Raw genomic sequence first — 17040 nt, 5'->3', positions numbered from 1 at the left:
TGCAGCGCACCCGGCCACCATCAGCGTGTCGGGAACCGCTGCGAGAAGTCTTTGCATCATCATTGTTCCCAGAAGGATTTAGCGACCGGCGCCGCCGTCATGGCGCGGCCAACACCCATAATCAGCGCCACGGCACCGTCGATTTTGTTGTCATTGCCCTGTTTGATGGGACGTACCACATCGTCGTTTCCAGGCAGGTTCTTACCGATCACGTTGCTGACGCACCACGTCATAATCGGGTTGCCATCATGATGGAACCGGCCGGACGCAATGGCTGCCTCGAGCTCCTTCATCGGGTCGCTCATGTTCGTGTAGTTCTGCGTCACCGCGATGGGGTTCAATCCCTCGTCGTCCAGCTGGTGGCCCAGGTTGGTGGCGCCACTGGGGTCCATCGGGCAGCTGGTGACGGGCGCCAGTCGATTGGCCTGGATCGCCTCGTCCAGAATTTCCCGGTAATCGATCTCGGCGCCGTCGGTCTCCGTGAGCAGCCCCATGTCCACCCATTTCTGGTACCGCTCCGCCATCCGCCGGTTCTCGGTATTCTTGACCGTGTCCTCGGGGACCCAGAATTTCGGAGCCACGCTGTAATAGTGACGCTTGCCGTCAATCTCCCGTGTGAACAACCGACCCATGCTGTTCATGTCAAGCTTGCGCGCGAGGTCAAACGACAAGATGCAATCTTGGCCTTCGAACGCCTCCAGCGTCAGCGTGGTGTCCTCGCAGGCCTTCCACTGTTCCAGATTGAAATAGCCTGCTTTCGCCGACGTCCAAATCCCCAGGTGCTTCATTTTGAAGCTGTTGGCGAAGCGGGCGCTGCGGATGGCACGCTGCTGCTGGCTTTCCAGATATTCCCGGTAGACCGAGACGCCCATGTTCGGGTTGGCCTTGGCCAGAACGGCCGGATCCGTCCAGTCGTCGCCCTGGTCGATCGTGAAAATCCATCCGAACAGCTCGTCGTCCGGGGTAACCCCTTCCAGCATCTCCACGACTTGGCGACGCTTGTCGTAGCACGGGCCTTCGATATTGGCGCCGGCCGTCGTGATCATCAGGATCAGCGGCTGCCGGCGCGCGCCCATCCCGGTGAGCATGGTCTCGTAGAGCGCGGCCGAATCGTGTTCGTGAAACTCGTCGATGATGGAGCACGACGGCGACTGCCCGTCACCCGGATTGCCGATCAGCGGCTCGAACCGGCTGCCGTCGGCCGGCGTGTTCAGGTTCGACGCATTCACCTCGATACCCGCCGCCTCTACCAGCATGGGCGAGCGCTTGACCATCAACCGAGCCGGGCGAAACACTTCCCATGCCTGCTTTTCCGTGGTTGCGCCGGAATAAACCTCGGCGCCGAACTCGTCATCGAGCACGAACATCGACAGGCCAACCCCGGCGCCAATCACGGACTTGCCGTTCTTACGATTGACCTCCCAGTAGCTTTCGCGAAAGCGACGCAATCCGGTCTTTTTGTGTACCCAGCCAAAGGTGCAGGCCAGGCCGAACTTTTGCCACGGCTCCAGTGTCACCAGCTGTCGCTTAAAGCCCCACTCCCCTTTCGTGTGCGGCAACAGTTCGATGAATTCCAGCTTACGCTCCGCGGCGGCGGCATCGAATTTGAAGCGGAAAGACTTCTTGCGACTTTCCGCCAAATCGTCGAGGTGCCGTTGGCAGGCCAGCTTCACGTAACGGCCCGCGGGCAATTTTCCGGCGACGATGGCCCTTGCATACTTCAGCGCCTGCGCCACGCGCGGGTATGGCTCTTTACTTGGCACTGATCAATTTCCCGAACGGATTCGTCTTGTCGCTCTTGCGGCCGCCCATGATCCTGGTGCGGCTGGCGGGATCCAGGCCGAGCATTGCGCCGAACGCGGCCATCTGCTTCGTCGCTTCGTTCAGCGCCGTCAGCGCCGGATTTTTCACGGGACCGCCAGTGGCGCCCTCGACCACGACACCGTTTTTGGCCACGTCGATGCTGGCCAGCCGCCAATTGCCGTAGGCCGTGCAGAAAACTTCGACGTTGTGGATATCGGTTTCTTGTAATACTTTTTCCCGGCACAGCAGAGGCGTGATTCGAAACCACATATCGCGCGCTGCGCCAGTAATCCACTCTGGCGGATCAATATTGCAGACGACGCCGAAGTCCGGTTCGTCGTCGTTGAGGGCGCGCTTGCCAGGATTGCCCGCCGCTTTTTTGCGCGCGGTGGGTTTTGGTTTTCGGCCCCGGCCAGGGACCGTGGCGATCCCTCCCATGTTGCCACCTTTCAACTATGTCATTGCTTTAATGCAACGCCGCCGCGCCGCCTTTTAATTTTTAATTTCGCGGGTGTAAAAAATTGGTGAGGAGCGCGGTCTTCAAAAATGTTTCCTGTAGACATTTTTACCCCCTCCCTTCGGTGCAATCCCGCTCATTGGGAGGAAGCCCCACATACGCTCAGCCTAACCAGCGGTCCGTCGGTGCCCGAATCCGCCGTCTTGCGTTGCCGTTTTCTGATCGTGATGTGGCTTACACATCGATTGCCAGTTATTCGCGCTGTCCCAAAACAGTCTTCTGGCAAGCTCTATAGTGGCGGCATTGCCGCTGTCGATGGCCTGCTTAAGCCGATGAGGGCGAATGTGGTCGACCACGGTTGCGGCTACGCTCCGGCCCTCTTTACAGCAGGTGACGCACAGCGGGTGTTTTGCGAGATACGCAGCACGGGCTTTTGCCCATGCATTGTCGTAGCCACGCTCGGCGGCCGACCCACGTTGTTCACGATCAGCCTTGCTGCGGTCCAGGCTGTGCTTTGAGCAATAACCGGGCTGATCGAGCAACTCCCCGCAGCCACGTTGTCGGCACAGGCATTTCGGCCGCTTTGGCATATACCTTCTTCTCCGAGTCGGAGTCTCAAGCCCATCAGTTTCAACCCTCAACTCATACGTTTCATTCTTGAGTACTCGTTTGCTCGACTTGAGCATCGTGCACCTGCGCCGCCTGCGCAGTCATTGTCGACCAAGCACTTCCGTATCCTTTTGCATGAAGGATTGCCTTGGCCTGTGCCGCGTCATCCATACGCGCGGCAAGCAGGTCGAGAGATGAGCCGCCCTCGCGTACTGCACGTGTGATCAGATCTCGCCAATGGTCGAGGTGCATATGTAAGGCCAAGTGCTGAAGTTTGTTGGCGCGCGTGGCGCGGACGGTACCGGTGCGAGCTTGTCGTAGCCGAACAGGATCAGCCACATGGCGAATGCGGACATATGAAACCTCGCGGGTATCAGCGCTTGTTGACGATCAAGATGAAGTAGAGGCTGGCGCCAAGCCATCCGCAACCCCATGCGTACTGCGGCACGGCTAAAGCGCTCAGTGCGCTAAATGCCGCTATACCAGCGCCGCACAGGAGGCTAGTAATGAACTTCATACAGCACCTCCTGTGGAATTGAACCTGGAGCGGGCGAAGGGAATCGAACCCTCGTCTCTTGCTTGGAAGGCAGCAGCTCTACCATTGAGCTACGCCCGCGAGGTGAAACTGGCGGTAGCAGCAGGATTCGAACCTGCGGAGCCTTGCGACTCGACGGTTTAGCAAACCGCTGCCTTCGGCCTCTCAGCCATGCTACCGGTGAAACTGGAACGCAACGCTCGCCGTTCTCGTCCTCTGCCGCGGCATCGGGACTACCGTCGATACGTCAAATGTTCTGTGGCGGCCGGGGACTCCCAACCCCATCGACAAGAGGTGCGGCGACACTATCCATGTAGTCGCAGCTGCATTCGATGCGTACCACACGCAAGCCAGTTGAAGGGTGCGCGATTTCAGGTCGCGTCCTGGCATTGACGCAATTGGCTTGCGTGTGGCGCCGAGGTACAGCGTCTCGGCTGCCGGTTTGGCGCGCTGCATGGCAGCGTCCGGCTGTGGCTTTCGTGAATTGTGCGGCCACGCAGCTACTTCATGCCCCAGCCCTCCTTTCATCGGCGCCGTGCCAGATTCGCCTGCGCACGGCCTCACCGATCAATCCTTTTCGACCTGGTCCGGTCGTTTGTTCTCGGGAATCAAATCCCAGCCCAGTTCACGGCGAATATCCGCCGGCGTCGGCGGAGGGTCTTCGGCGTGCGTGCGGCGCTCCATCCATTCGCGGACGCTTTCCTTTGATGGATGCGTCGTCTTGGTCATGATGGACCTCGCGAACTGGAGCAGAAATAAAAAAGCCCGCGAACCTTTCGGGGCGGGCTTCGATTCAATTTCTCGCAGTTATGAGAAAGCGTAGCACAATGTACATGCAACCCTGCAACGTCGTCAAGTGGCGCGGCGAACATTTTTGCCGGGAAGTTGGCGCGCAGCCGCCCGCACGTCTGCGGCCCTGTCCTGTGCTGCAATATCAATATCCTCCAGCGCCTCCTTAACGGCCAAATGCAAAGAGTGCAAACGGTTATACGTTGTCCTCTCGGAGCAATTCAGCTCTTTGGCTATGCGTCCGGCGGTCATATTGCCGGCCAGGTAAAACCAGAATGCCACTTGGTACTGATGATCGCTGGCAGCGCGCAGCTTGGTCACGATCCCATCTATCTCCAGCGCATCGGCATCTTCGGTAACCCTGCCGGGGCCGGGCGCCGTCCCCCTGATGCTCACCAGGTTGGCACAACTGGAGCGCGGCGCGTACCCCATCCCGCCATCCTCCTTGCGTTTAGACCATGCGGCCCACTTAAACATGCGGGCGTGGATATATTCGATCATGCTGTTCCCTCTCGTTTTGGACTGGACTATGGGCGCTTGAATGCGCCTCGATTCTTAAATTGCTGATGACTACCGATAAAAATGACATTCAATCGTCTGTAAGGCTACTTTCAAGTTCCGCGCCACTTTCTCGCCGCGAAAACCCGATTTTTGAAGCGATTTTCTGCTGCGCGTCCTTCACCTTCGACCGGTTGCGCTCCAGGTAGGCCATGGTCGTCAACGGGCTTTTATGGCGCAGCGCCGCCTGGATGTCCTGGATACCCACGCCGGCTTCCGACAGCAGCGTGGCGAAACTGCCGCGCAGGCGGTGCGGCGTGATGCCCTGCAGACGGCATGCCGCGTTGGCGCGCCGGATCACGCCGCGATGGAACCCGGGCGGCAGCGACGAACCATCCCTGCAGGGCGCCATCAGCCCGGCGGCCTGGCGCAGCGGAGCAAGGTAGTTGCGCAGCCATTCCGGCAGCGGGATTGGCTCGGCCTCCTTCCCCTTGGTGATGCCGGGCGTGTACGTTTCACGCTCCCAGTCCAGCCACTCCCAACGGGCGCTGGTCGCCTCGCTTTCGCGCAGGCCGATGCCGAACATCAGCCGGATCGCCACCGCCATGCAAGGCTCGCGCGTGGTGGCCCGGTCAATCTCGTCAAACCACGCCATGGCGGCCGACAGCGGCAGGATGGCGCGCGGGCGCTTCTGCACCTTCAGCTTTTTGACCTCCCATGGGAACGCGGGCGCCATGCCGCGCGTCACGCCCCACTTCACCACCAGGGTCATCACACGCAGCCAATGGTTGACGGATGCCGCTTTGTGGGTGGCCAGGTGCGCATTGCGTGCGTCCTCGATGCGGGCAGTCGTCAGCTGATCAACGGGCAGCGCCCCCATGCCATACAGGTGCAGGCGGCGCACGACGTCCACGGACGAGCGGTGCGCCGGGCTGTGGATCGGGCCGCGCACCCGTAGCCATTCGGCAAACATCTCGTCGAGAGTAGCGATCGGTTCCCCGCCGTTTGCGCGCGCCACCGCGGCGTCATATTCCCGGTCGGCCAACTGCTGCGCCTTGCCCTTGTCGCGCAGCCGTGTGCTGCGCTGCACGCGCTTGTTGGCCACCTGGAACCGGTAGTGCCACACCCGGCTGCCGGCGGGCTTGAAAACGTCGATGCTCATGCCGCTTTCCTTGCCTGCAGAACGCGCAGCAGCTGATCGCACTCGTCATCGTCGAGCACCGCCAGCCGGAGGCCATTGCGCTCCAGCTCCACCGTGCCGTCCGACCAGCTCCCACAGCGGAATCCCTTCGCCTCACGCGGCTTATCCACCACCGCTTGCGCCGGCCGGCTGCCGGTCGACCAATCCGGTCGTGCCGATTCGTTGCCCATCTTCCAGATCCGTCCTTCGTACGTCACGGCGCCACTACGCACGTACGCGGTCAGATAACTCGATGGCGCGCGCCCTGGCGCGAGTTGCATCGCCTTCGTCAGCGTGACGTTGTCCACGCCGTCCTCACCGGCGGCACGGATGCACGCCATCGCAAGGTCGACACGTGTGGCGCCGTTCTGCGGCGGAGCCGATGTGCCCGCCGCGCCTTCTACCGGAGCAGGACTTTCCTTTTTCGCCACCGACGCATCAACCTTGTTCGCCACGACCGGCGCACGCTCCGGTTCGTGATCTTCGTCCTGAACGGCTGCCAACGGCCTTGTCGCAACCGCCGGGAAGGCAATGGGCGTGGCCTTTTGCGTGGCGGCGACGCGCGGCACCGCATCGACATCGCAGGCTGACCTGGCGAAACGATAGCTGTTCACGGCGCGGCCGTTCGGCGCAGTGACCTGCTTCACTTCGATCGCCCCGCTATCGATTTCGCTGCGCAGCTGGTTCTCCACCTGCTCCGCATCCATATCCAGTTCGTCAGCAATTTCCACTACACGCACACCAGGCCGGCGCCGCACCAGATCCAGCACCATTTGTTTGTCAACGCTCCCCATACGCCCTCCATCAATTTACCGCCGTCTGCGGCATCCGGTTTGTCAAACGCCCGATCACGGCATACACGATAGCAGCCCGCACAGCATGGCCGTGGGTCGGAAAATCCGCCACCACCAGGTGGCCCAGCGGCTGTTGCCCATACATCATCGACACCACCTTCTTGTCGATCTGGCCGGGTGCAGGAAAGACGCCGTATTCCAGCATCAGGTCGCCGCACGCATTCCAATCGCCGCACCAATCCGGTACCCGCGCCTGGCCCCGGCAGGCCGGCGCCCCGGAAGGCGGCCTGCCCAATAGTGCCCCGCCCGCTTGACACAGTTCCGTCCACCCGATCAGGACTGCCAGTTGCCAATTCGCGGCCTGGCACCGATCAGCCGCAGAAGCGTTCTCAGGCAGCCTTCCCCTGCCACCATCGGCGCCACCCGCGTCGACAGCGACCGGAATTCCCGGGGCCGGTTGCCCCACTTTCGATTTATCCATCACCACCCTCCCATGCGTTCGTTTCGAATAATTGGTCGCATTGATCCCACGTGGCTACCCGTCAAACCGGCGTTTCGCCGGTTTTGCGTCATCAGCAACCGGCAAAGGCCCGATCCATGGCATAAACCGGCATGTAGGCCCGTCAAACATCAGCGGCACATCCCCGAGGGCGCCGTTGCGCTGTTTGCGGATCATCAGTTCGGTATAGCCGCGCAGGTGCTCTGCGTTCGGCGAGTGCATTTCCGGCCTGTGCACCAGGATGACGACGTCGGCGTCCTGCTCAATTTCACCGGAGTCACGCAGGTCGGAGAGGATCGGGCGCTTGTCGCCGCGGTCTTCCGACTTCCGGTTCAGCTGGGCCAGCGCAATGACCGCCACCCCCAGTTCCTTGGCCAGCGCCTTGAGGCCCCGCGAATATGAGCCGATCTGGTCGGTGCGCTTCTCGCCATCGCCGCCAGTCATCAAGCCCAGATAGTCCACGATGATGACGTCGAGACCGTGCTTGCGCTTCCACGCCTTGGCCTTCAAACGCAGCTCAAGTAGCGTGATGGCCGGCGTATCGTCGATGGCGAAACGCACATTGGCCAGGCGGCCGCAGCCGCTCGATACACCGTCCCATGCCATGCGGTCGTGTTCCTCGATCTTGCCCATGACCTTGGCCAACGGCACGCGCCCACGATTGGCCAACGCACGGCCCGCCACCTCCTGGCCCGCCATCTCCATCGAGAACATGAGTACGCTGTGGTCATCCGCAATGTTCAACCCGATATCCGAAGACAGCGCGGTCTTCCCCATCGACGGGCGGCCAGCCACGATGATCAGTTGCTGCGCGCGGATTCCGCCGTTCAGCTTCTGGTCCAATTCCGGGATGCCGGTGGAAATCGCCGAATCCTGCCCTTCGGCGCGCCGGGCGACGCCGTCAACAAACTCGACCAGGATGTCCCGCACCATGCGCGGTTCGTTGCGTACGCGGCGCTCCGCCAGGCTGGTTACCATGGACGTAACCTGGTCCAGAACCTGGTCTGCGGACAGCCCCTTCGGGTTGTACGCCAAGCCGGCCGCCTTGTCGGCCACCTGGATCGTTGCCCGCAGCAGTGCCCGGTCGACCACCATCTGCGCGTAGTAACCGGCGCGGGACGCGCTGGGGACGTTTTGCGTGACCTGGTTGAGGTATGCCCCCAACCCTTCCACGTTCGTGCCACCACGAGCCTCTATCGCAGCCCAAACCGATATGACGTCGGCAGGCTGCCCCTTCGCCACCAGTTGCACGACCTCCGCATAAATCGTGCGGTGGTCGTCGCGGTAAAAATGCCGAGCCTGCAAATCGCCAACCTGGTCCAGCGCATTGTTCGAGCGCAGGATGGCGCCCAGCACCGCCTGCTCGGCTTCGATGCTGTGCGGCGGCACAGCGAGGGTATGGGTCAAGTCGTTCATGCGGCGTCCCTGTGGTACTTGTTCTCAAGCGTCTTGGCGAAACCGCCAGGCGAAAAAAGAAAATCGATGTCGGCGATGAAGGGGGCCTTACCCGGCGTGGCCGGTGCCTTTCCGGTCAGGAAATTCGACTCGGCGCAGACTTCGAAGAATTGCCTCCACGCGGCAAGACCTTCCGCTTTCGTCCGGTAGCCGAACGGCTTGCAGCTCAACCCGGCGGCTTCCCGCCAGCGGGCACGTATGGCCCGCTTTCGGTCGTCGCCGACGACCTTGACCCGGGGGTTCAACGGCATCAGCTCGTGGTACAGGTCGACCAGCGTGCCGACCGGGCACTTCCGCACGTCGTCGTCAGACGACAGAGGTTTTAGTAGTTCTTTATTCTTCTCTTCTCTAGGTAACGCTGTGCTAACGGCAGGGTAACGCTCTGGTAACGCTTCGGTAACGCTTGGTGCGTTACCATCGTCGGAATCAAGCGTTACTTTGCCCCCGCTTTTGTGGTTCGCTACCCGCCTGGCGGTCTGCGCCCGCGACTTGGCCGAGGCGCCGTTATGCTCCTCAAATCGAATAAGCGTAATGCCACCCGGGGTGTCCAAAATCCAGTCGATCGACACCAGCGCGGCGCCAAAGCCGGCAATGCCGGTTTCCCGGTCGATGGCCTTGACACTCAGCCCCGGCATGTAGCCATCCTGCGTATGTTCGTCAGCGGACGCCCATAGCCAATACAGCGCGCCAATCACGGCCGGCTTGGTCACTTCCGTCAAATCGCACAGTTGGGAAATCCGTGGATCATTCCACAGATTCGTGCGCACTTTAATCCATTCACCGGCCATTACTGCCCCCTCGATTGCGCATTGATTTTTCTTGGTCTCCACACGGTCCACAAAGGCTTGGTGCTGGGCTTTAACGGTTTGCTTTTCATGCTAGTATTTCCATTCCACGATCGAGGAGTAGCTATGGATATCTCTTTCCCCCTGAGGTCCGCTTTTGATCACGATTTCGACTCTGTCAGTTTTCCTGTTGAAATCGACGGCAAAAAACAGCGATGCCTTATTACGCGCGAAGCGCTGCATGACCACTTTGGTGGCGAAGACGTGGAATTGACCGAGGCGTTCGAGGCGAACCGCGATCAAATTGAGTTGGTCGCTCGTGCAAAAATTGAGCAAGGCGTTCGTGAAAATATTCTTTTGAAGACCGCCGATTTCTAGCGAACTCATGGCTGCCTCCCGTGCGCCGGCTCATTGATGCTCAGCATCAATCCCACCATTGCGCTGGCGCGCGCATCTTCCGGCGTGCAACCGAAGCCGCCTGCCATTTCCATGTGGGAGTCCGATATTGCCCAGGAATGGTGCTGGCCAGCCCATCCCGATATTTCTGGCGAAGTAAACCCGTCCTTGAAGTACACATCCGCCGGAATCGCGGCGCCGTCATGGCGCTGACCGAGCAGCGCGGCGTGGTGCCAAAGCAGACTCTGCCGAATGGCGCCGGCCTTGCCGGTGGCGTCCGCCGGAAAGCGGCTCAGCGCATCGACGACGGCCGCCAGAAACTGCGGGACGGGTGCCGCCACCAGCAGGTCGATCCAGTCTAGTTGCGCGGCCGTCATGGCGCCGCCCTTTGCGCGCAGCGCAGGCAAACCGTGCTACCAGGCGCGAACTGGCCGACGGAGCGGCGCAGGCCGCAGGCGCCGGTACACTTCTGCATAGTGAAGCTGGGCCCGGGCTTCGCTTCCTTGTTGCGCTGGTGGATATAGTCGGTGTGGCCGGGGTTGTAGATCACAGCTCGGCCTCCGAAAATAAGCGTGGTTGCACGGCGCCGTTCGCATAAACGGTGTCCATCACGGTGGTGGCCAGCGGCTCGTCGCCATCCCAGCCATCCGGCCAGGTTTGCAGGTCGATCAGTTCGCGGATGCGCGACTCTTCTTCCGCGTTGATCAGGTCGATCAGTGGTCGGCCGACGGCACGCGCGGCGGCGTTGATCTCGGCCTGGATGCCCAACACACGTTCGAGCCCCATCAAGCGCGCCTCAAACGTGAGCGGCCCCATGCGCTGCGGGTTGGCAGCAGCCTTACCACTTTTCAGGATCTCCAGACCGGCCTTGCGCAAGCGGTGCTGCGGCTCGCGCAGTTCCCGCCACAGCGGCTTGATGCGCTTCAGCGGAGCGAGGTAGGCCCATTGCGGGTTCACCAGGATGGTGTCAAGTGCATTGTCTTCTTGGGCGAGTGGGCAGCCAATGCAGCCGGTGCGCGCATTCACTTCCTCCGCCTCATCGCCGCCGTAGGCATCAGCGATCGCTGCCGTGCTCCAGTCACCGAATTCCGCCAAAGGCGCCCAATGGCGCAGCCACTCCCACACATGGCAAACACGGAAGTGCAGCAGCGGCGCCAGCGTAGCCAGGCGGCCGCGCAGGCCGGAGGCGTTCGGCAGCACCTTTTGATACCAGCCTTGCCCGCACTCAGCGCCATCCTTGCTGCAGCTCATTTCAATACGCTGGTCGCGAATAGCGCTTTCACCTTGGCGCACGCCAGTGATCATCAGGATCTGGCCGTCGAGTTCATCCAGGCGCGCCCGCAGCGCCTGTTCCATCGGATCGATCTTGATCTGGCGCGTGCACCAGCGCAGCGTGTTGTTATTCGGTGGCGGCACGCCGCGACCCAGGATATAGACCATGAAGCGCTTATCCATCGGCGCGGTGACCACCTCGACACGAATGCCGCGCTCAGCCAGCTCATCCATGATCTGACGCGCTGCGAGCGCCAACGGCGGCAGTTCCTGGCGCGTTTCGGCATAGAACACAGTCAGCGACTTCGGGCGCGGAATGCGGCATGTGTCGAGCAGCCAGACGATCAGCGTTAGGGTCGCGCTACTGTCCTTGCCACCGGACCAGGCGATACCCCAGTGCTCATGGGAGGTGCCATAGGCTTGCAATGACTGAATGGCCAAATCGATTGATTCGGTCATTTGCAAGCGGCGCGCACCAGCGGCGAAGATATCGAGTTGGTTGTGTGTCATACATCCTCCACGACTTGGGTGCCCTGCGATGCAGAAATGGCAACCGCCACCGGCCGCACCCAAATCGGCATGGCACTGAGCACAAATGTTTCGCCCGACCACGCCAGCAGCAACGTCGTGCCCATCACTTCGGCGATGGCCTTTGCGGCCTTGCGCGGCACCGCGTTGCCGATGCGTTCGCGCCAGGCGCTGTCGCTGGCGCCATCCAGCTTCAGCCCCGCCATGGCATTGCCCAACTTCGCCTGGTGAATTTCCAACTGCGTTTGCGGATCGTCGGACCAGTGCTCATCCGGATCGATCAGCGATTGCAGCGCGGCCAGCTCCAGCGTGGTGAACGGGCGATGCCACGTACCATCGAGCGCGCGGATGACCGCGATGGTTTTTTCGTTCAGCGCAGGCAGCGCAGGCGCTGCGTCAATGCGCGGGTCGGCCACGGACCAGCTCCCGTTGTCGTAGCTTGCCGAGGCGCTGACCGCGCCGCTGGCGGCATTCCATGGCGTGACGCCATAGTGGCCACCGGTCAGGTAGGCGTCACCCGCGCGCCGCTTGTTGATGGCGCTGCGCGGGTCGGCAACCGCAAAAGCACCCTGCCCCGTGGTGCTGCCGGCGATGACCGTCCCGGCCGGGGCGTCGAATGGCGTAACCAGGTATTTGCCGGCACCTTCGAAACCGGTACTTGAACGCGGGTCGGCCACGGCGTATGCACCTTGGTCGTCGCCACCGATCACCGTACCGGTACGGTGATCCCATGGCGTTACCGCGTACTTGCTGAAAATCGGGCCGGCCGGCGGGCGCGGGTCCGCCACGCAGCCACCGCCGCTACTCGGGCCATGCCCCGACGTCACCGTTCCGGCGTGATCCGGCCACCGCACGACACGATAGACGTTCTTGTGGGTGTCAGCGCCGCCGGCGCGCGGGTCTGCAACCGAGAACCCGCCCTGGATAGGCGAACGCTGGCCGGTGATCGTCCCGGTCGGCTCTTCCCAGTTGCGCACGCCCAGCTGGCCGTAATCCCCGTCGTTCACATAGCGCGGATCGGCGACAGAAAATTTCCCGTTGTTCGGGCCAGCGCGACTGGCGATGACGCCGGTCGGCGCCTGCCATTCGTTGACGCCCAGCATGCCGTTATGCATTTCCGGAACGATCAGGTAATCGCTCAAATGCCCGTTCTCCACCGCCAGCTTGTTCAAGCTGCGCCAATCGCTACCCGCTTCAACAAACGCGAGGCGCACCCACGTTTTCCACTGCAAGCGCGGAATGCGGTGCATCGGGCCTCCGCTCGAATCGCCCGGAAACGGCATGCGGCCCAAAATATCACCGACGGCGCGCAGTCGCTTCTTTTCCGGCTCGTACAGGAAAGGCGGCACCTTCTCCATGTGGCGAGCCACCAGTAAAAAGCGCTTTCGGCTTTGCGCCAGTTCGCCGATCTCGCCACAGTCGTGCGACGTTTCCGCGACGGCGTAACCAAAGCGCTGCAGCAATTGGTTGATCTGATCCAGAAGGTGGCGCCCGCGGGTCGAAAGCCTTGGAACGTTTTCGAACACGATCAGTTCGACCGGGTTGTCGGCCCACGCCTCGCACATCAACCAGACGCAGCGCAGCGTCAGTTCATTCAGCGCCTGGTATTTGATGGTCTTGCTGAGCGATTCGCTGAGCAGGCCGGACGCGCCCTTGCACGGGCTGGAAATGAAAACGACGTTCGGTGATTCGTTGCCGGCGGCGCGCCGGATGTCGACGGCCGTGGCCTCGCGCCAGCCGGCCGGCGGTTCCTTGCCGTGGAAAGCCGTATATTGCTCACGCGTGAACAGGTCCATGACCGTACCAGGGCGACCTGGCCCAGCGTTGTCGAAGTCACGGATTGCGGCTGGATCGATATCGATGCCGCCTATGCATCGGAACACGCCAGCCAGGCTGCCGACTTGCGGCAAAGCGTCATTGAACCCCATCTTGCCGCCGCCCAGCCCGCAGCAAAAATGGAAGTGAAGAATTTCACGGGTTTCGGTAATCAGGTCGCGCTTCACACCCGCACCTCATGCACGGCGGACGCCGGCCCAAACAACGCCACCACCAATGGATCCCGCGCCACATCCCCAGTCTGCACAGCCCGCCCCCAGCGCACGCACTTCGCACCTTCGTCCGGCAACTCGTCATCCGCGCCTAACTCCCACAACATGGCCGAAGGCCGCCCGGCTTCCGCCGGCATCAGGCCGATCCGCCGCACCTTGCCATGCGTGTTCAGTGTGGTCAGGTAGCCGCGTACCTGGTCAGCGGTGGCGCTGAATTGCGCCGCCAGCGTCTGCACCGTGGCGGCGCCATTCCGGCCCAGGTAATCGACGATGTTCTGCCGGATCGACGCCGAACGTTCTTGCGCCGTGTTCATCCCGCGGCGCGCGCGGGGCCTGATTTCATGCTGTGCTATCATTTGAACCTCTAGTTGTGGAAGTTGTGGTACCCAAGGCCCGCCTGCACGCGGGCCTTTCCTATTTCTGGCGTTCGGCCGCTGCCTGGCGCGCCAGTCGCTCATAGTGCTGCCGGGTCGTCACGTGGCCCGGGTCAAACGCCGGCGTGTCGTCGGGCTGTTGCTGCGGTTCCTTGGTCTGCTGCTGGCTCATACGTCTGCTCCTCTCTTTACTTGTCGCTGCCCCGCAGGCTGGTTACTTTCGCCACGCCGGCGCGGATGCCCGACATGGCCGCTTCCAGGGCGCGCGCCGCACGGCCGGCTACTTCCTGCACATCCTTGATTTCCCGGCTGGCGCGCTCCAGCTGCGCCACACCGGCGTCCGGACCGACTTCCACCAGGGCCAGCTGCGCCTCCGACGTTTCCTTGATCAATGAGCGCAGGTGCACCGACGCTTCGAAAGACGAATCGACAGCCATGTCGACGCTGGAAACGGTCACGCCCAGCGGGCGCAGGAAATCACTGAGGCAATGCAAACGCACGTCCAGTGGCATGGCCGCCAGAATCGACGGCAGGAAGTTGGCCGGGAGCAGATTGCTGTCCTTCGATTCGTCGTCCAGCCAGCGGAACACCCGGTCCGCGTTGACCTTCTGACGTTCGAACGCATCGCGCGTGGTGGGGTCGAACACAATGCCGCTGGCGGTCGGGCCATCGATGCGCTGATGCGCCTCCACGATGGCCTGTACCACGGTTTCGCGGCTCCAGCCCTCGGCCTTGCGCCAGGCGATCACGTGGTCGCGGACCATGCCAATCAGGCTCTTGTGCGATTCGTTGCGCATGCTATTTCTCTTCGGAATGACTATTCTTGAAACATCAACAAAACAACAAATAAGGTGAGGGTTGCCAATTGCGCTACTATTTCCGTTCCACAACTTCAACAACAGCGCAAAGGAACCCTCATGAAAAAATCAACGTTATGCGCACATTTACTTGTCAGCCAAGACGGGGGACGAACCTTGGAGCAAGGGGAGCGCATCGTATTCACGCTCTTCAACGAACACTTCCCGCTGGAAAACTTTCAAATTTGGAATGGGCAACTGAACGACGGGTGGTGCGAGGAATATTTGCGAACCCACCCAAGTCCTCTGGAAGTCGACGTGGTGCAGTTCATTCAGATTTTTTGGGATATGACATAACGGCCCCAAACGGAACCGCCCCCATAATTCCGGCAAAGTCGTGGGCAAATGTCTCACCTTGCTTGTTCGCAAGCTTTTCCAGATCGATGGTGTCGATAAGTTTGCGCAGAAAGTGCAGCGTGCTCAGCGCCGTGGCATTTTTTATGCTGAAGATCTGGCGCGGGCAGGATTCACCGGTGACAACCACGCAGTGGCTTGGCCAGCCCTCGCCGCTAGTGCTGACCTTCTCAGCTGGCACCGGATCGTTTGAAGATAGAGACCGTTCCAGGGCATTCGTCAGAAGGTCACGAAGAATTCGTTGCTCTGCCGGCTGTAGTGCCATCGGCAGCGTTAGCGACAGTAGCGGGGGCTCAGCACGCTGCGGTGGGGCGTGAAATCGAACTGCTTCAATCCGCGTTGTTGAAGAACCTACCAGCGGCCGAAACACGCTAACGTTCACATCCACAAGGCTGCGCTTGGCGGCCAAGGAGGCGCTGTCGTCACCGGTGCGAATAGCATCCTCCTGGGAATAGCCGCCAACCTTCGTGAGCGCAAAAATGCCGATATCAAACATGTCGACGATCTGCTGGGGCGTAAGGCCCTCGGCACGGGCGAAATTGCCGATTGCATTCAAAGAAGCTCCGATGCTTGCGAAGTCGCCATCGGCATCACGCAAACTTTTTAAATTCATAAAGGACTCCATGGCATGGTCTGGTCGCCCATATCACTCTTTCGCGGGCGGGATGGCTGACACCACCGCGTTACTAGGCACGGTGTCGAGGATGTTGTGTGGGGATGCTGGCTGGCGGCCGCAATGACCTGGGGCGGGCGTGGGGTCGGTGGCGCGGCGAGTCGGTGCTGCCCTCCCCTCCAATGTTGCAAAGACGTCAGGACGCGCCAAGCGTAAAAACATAATCCGGCTATTCGGGATGCCGTTTTCCCTCCACTGCGAAACGGCAGCATTGCTTACTTGGCAAAGACGAGCTACTTCAGACGTCCCGCCCAGGGCGTCAATGATTTCATCGGGCGTGCGATCTTTATCCATGGCCTGATTTTAAGCTCGCTTAAATTTAAGCGCAAGCAAAATTTCCGCACGCTTAACCCGGTTTAATTTAAGGTAGCTTAATGAACTGGCATAACAGACTTACGCAAGCTCGTCTTGCTAAAAACATAAAAAAATCGGACTTTGCGAAGCTCATTGGCGTATCTGCACCGACGGTAACCCAGTGGGAAAACGGGGAAACCAAGAAGATTGAAGGCTCGAACCTAGTAAGGGTTTGTTCCGTCCTGGAAATTTCCCCTGAATGGCTCTTGCACGGCACCAGCGAGATGGCCATCGAACCTGGCCTGCACATCCCAGGCGCGATGCGCGTTGTGGTCGTTGACGAAGACTCGCCAGGCATCGTGCGGATTCCGCTGGGCTCACTCAAATTGCAAGCAGGCGTAAATGGTGTCAGCCTTGAGCCGGACCGGCGCGACGGCGGTACGCTCGGGATATCGTTGAATTGGGTGCAAAGGAAAGGCTACGACCCGGAACAACTCATTGCGATGCCGGTAACTGGCGATAGCATGGCGCCAACGATCTGCGAAGGCGATACGGTCATCATCAACAAGTCTGACAAGAAGCTTGTAGACAACGCTGTCTACGCCATCAACTACGAAGGCGAACCGGTGGTAAAGCGGATGGCCCGGGATGCGGGTCAATGGTGGATGATGTCCGACAACCCGGACCAGCGGCGCTACTTCCGCCGGGCCTGCCACGGCAAGGACTGCATTATTATTGGTCGGGTCGTTCGGCGGGAAGGTGATCAATTTTAAACATGGTGATAATTTGATAGATTTCCATGTAGAAATTTGGCATATGATGGGTAAATTAAACAGCCTC

General features: G+C 60.8%; 21 protein-coding genes and 2 tRNA genes. 3 read left to right on the top strand and 20 right to left on the bottom strand.

Going from position 1 to position 17040, the window contains the following annotated elements:
• Positions 1-59 precede the first annotated feature (59 nt).
• From GJ700_RS12625 to GJ700_RS12575, 12 genes are all read right to left on the bottom strand, one after another.
• Entirely contained in the window at positions 60-1736 is a 1677-nt protein-coding gene (locus tag GJ700_RS12625) for a terminase large subunit (RefSeq protein WP_371867932.1), read from the bottom strand.
• A gap of 16 nt (positions 1737-1752) precedes the next feature.
• Positions 1753-2241 carry a phage terminase small subunit P27 family gene (locus GJ700_RS12620; protein WP_154374244.1) on the bottom strand — a complete coding sequence of 163 codons (489 nt, stop codon included), beginning with the start codon at positions 2239-2241 and terminating at the stop codon, positions 1753-1755.
• Between the two features lie 1001 nt (positions 2242-3242).
• Complete coding sequence (locus GJ700_RS12615; RefSeq protein ID WP_154374242.1) at positions 3243-3386, bottom strand: hypothetical protein; 144 nt, start codon at positions 3384-3386, stop codon at positions 3243-3245.
• A gap of 25 nt (positions 3387-3411) precedes the next feature.
• A tRNA-Gly gene (locus GJ700_RS12610) sits at positions 3412-3485 on the bottom strand.
• 10 nt (positions 3486-3495) lie between these two features.
• Positions 3496-3583: transfer RNA gene (locus GJ700_RS12605), tRNA-Ser, on the bottom strand.
• Positions 3584-3971: 388 nt separating this feature from the next.
• Positions 3972-4133, bottom strand: coding sequence for a hypothetical protein (locus GJ700_RS34980; protein WP_195763878.1), 162 nt, complete (start codon positions 4131-4133; stop codon positions 3972-3974).
• 123 nt (positions 4134-4256) lie between these two features.
• Positions 4257-4694, bottom strand: a complete 438-nt coding sequence (locus GJ700_RS12600) for an antiterminator Q family protein (protein ID WP_154374240.1) — start codon at positions 4692-4694, stop codon at positions 4257-4259.
• Positions 4695-4782: 88 nt separating this feature from the next.
• Positions 4783-5853 carry a tyrosine-type recombinase/integrase gene (locus GJ700_RS12595; RefSeq protein WP_154374238.1) on the bottom strand — a complete coding sequence of 357 codons (1071 nt, stop codon included), beginning with the start codon at positions 5851-5853 and terminating at the stop codon, positions 4783-4785.
• The gene (locus GJ700_RS12590) at positions 5850-6665 is read right to left on the bottom strand and encodes a hypothetical protein (RefSeq protein ID WP_154374236.1); all 816 of its coding nucleotides are present in this window, start codon (positions 6663-6665) and stop codon (positions 5850-5852) included. The genes GJ700_RS12595 and GJ700_RS12590 overlap by 4 nt, the downstream gene beginning before the upstream one ends.
• A 10-nt stretch (positions 6666-6675) precedes the next feature.
• Positions 6676-6870, bottom strand: coding sequence for a hypothetical protein (locus GJ700_RS12585; protein WP_154374234.1), 195 nt, complete (start codon positions 6868-6870; stop codon positions 6676-6678).
• 330 nt (positions 6871-7200) lie between these two features.
• The gene (dnaB, locus tag GJ700_RS12580; protein ID WP_154374231.1) at positions 7201-8580 is read right to left on the bottom strand and encodes a replicative DNA helicase; all 1380 of its coding nucleotides are present in this window, start codon (positions 8578-8580) and stop codon (positions 7201-7203) included.
• Positions 8577-9407: a hypothetical protein gene (locus tag GJ700_RS12575; protein WP_154374228.1), complete on the bottom strand. Its 831-nt coding sequence runs from the start codon at positions 9405-9407 to the stop codon at positions 8577-8579. The genes dnaB and GJ700_RS12575 overlap by 4 nt, the downstream gene beginning before the upstream one ends.
• 123 nt (positions 9408-9530) lie before the next feature.
• Here GJ700_RS12575 and GJ700_RS12570 point away from each other — a divergent pair, with 123 nt between their 5' ends.
• The gene (locus GJ700_RS12570) at positions 9531-9782 is read left to right on the top strand and encodes a DUF1488 family protein (protein ID WP_195763877.1); all 252 of its coding nucleotides are present in this window, start codon (positions 9531-9533) and stop codon (positions 9780-9782) included.
• A 5-nt stretch (positions 9783-9787) separates the two neighbouring features.
• Here GJ700_RS12570 and GJ700_RS12565 read toward each other — a convergent pair whose 3' ends face one another.
• From GJ700_RS12565 to GJ700_RS34975, 6 genes are all read right to left on the bottom strand, one after another.
• Entirely contained in the window at positions 9788-10177 is a 390-nt protein-coding gene (locus GJ700_RS12565) for a hypothetical protein (RefSeq protein WP_154374224.1), read from the bottom strand.
• Positions 10178-10346: 169 nt separating this feature from the next.
• On the bottom strand, positions 10347-11582 hold the full coding sequence (locus GJ700_RS12560) for a phosphoadenosine phosphosulfate reductase domain-containing protein (RefSeq protein ID WP_154374222.1): 1236 nt from the start codon (positions 11580-11582) through the stop codon (positions 10347-10349).
• Entirely contained in the window at positions 11579-13528 is a 1950-nt protein-coding gene (locus GJ700_RS12555) for a DNA cytosine methyltransferase (RefSeq protein ID WP_154374599.1), read from the bottom strand. The genes GJ700_RS12560 and GJ700_RS12555 overlap by 4 nt, the downstream gene beginning before the upstream one ends.
• A gap of 71 nt (positions 13529-13599) precedes the next feature.
• A complete protein-coding gene (locus GJ700_RS12550) occupies positions 13600-14004 on the bottom strand; it encodes a FaeA/PapI family transcriptional regulator (RefSeq protein ID WP_195763876.1) in 405 nt (134 codons plus the stop codon).
• A gap of 58 nt (positions 14005-14062) precedes the next feature.
• Positions 14063-14194 carry a hypothetical protein gene (locus tag GJ700_RS35880; protein ID WP_260117367.1) on the bottom strand — a complete coding sequence of 44 codons (132 nt, stop codon included), beginning with the start codon at positions 14192-14194 and terminating at the stop codon, positions 14063-14065.
• A 16-nt stretch (positions 14195-14210) separates the two neighbouring features.
• Positions 14211-14819 (bottom strand): toxin YdaT family protein, encoded by a 609-nt coding sequence (locus tag GJ700_RS34975; protein WP_195763875.1) that lies wholly within the window; start codon positions 14817-14819, stop codon positions 14211-14213.
• A gap of 120 nt (positions 14820-14939) precedes the next feature.
• Between GJ700_RS34975 and GJ700_RS12540 the strand changes: the two genes are divergently transcribed.
• Positions 14940-15176 carry a hypothetical protein gene (locus tag GJ700_RS12540; RefSeq protein WP_154374217.1) on the top strand — a complete coding sequence of 79 codons (237 nt, stop codon included), beginning with the start codon at positions 14940-14942 and terminating at the stop codon, positions 15174-15176.
• Here the strand turns inward: GJ700_RS12540 and GJ700_RS12535 are convergent.
• Together GJ700_RS12535 and GJ700_RS12530 are read right to left on the bottom strand one after the other, a co-directional pair.
• Positions 15148-15846: a hypothetical protein gene (locus GJ700_RS12535; RefSeq protein ID WP_154374215.1), complete on the bottom strand. Its 699-nt coding sequence runs from the start codon at positions 15844-15846 to the stop codon at positions 15148-15150. The genes GJ700_RS12540 and GJ700_RS12535 overlap by 29 nt on opposite strands.
• A gap of 33 nt (positions 15847-15879) precedes the next feature.
• On the bottom strand, positions 15880-16200 hold the full coding sequence (locus GJ700_RS12530; protein WP_154374213.1) for a Cro/CI family transcriptional regulator: 321 nt from the start codon (positions 16198-16200) through the stop codon (positions 15880-15882).
• A gap of 80 nt (positions 16201-16280) precedes the next feature.
• On the opposite strand from GJ700_RS12530, the gene GJ700_RS12525 reads away from it, so the two are divergent.
• The gene (locus GJ700_RS12525; RefSeq protein ID WP_154374211.1) at positions 16281-16973 is read left to right on the top strand and encodes an XRE family transcriptional regulator; all 693 of its coding nucleotides are present in this window, start codon (positions 16281-16283) and stop codon (positions 16971-16973) included.
• Positions 16974-17040 lie beyond the last annotated feature (67 nt).

The sequence above is a fragment of the Pseudoduganella rivuli genome (assembly GCF_009674485.1).
GTDB lineage: Bacteria > Pseudomonadota > Gammaproteobacteria > Burkholderiales > Burkholderiaceae_D > Rugamonas > Rugamonas rivuli_B.
This window is presented reverse-complemented; position numbering and strand designations above follow the sequence as displayed.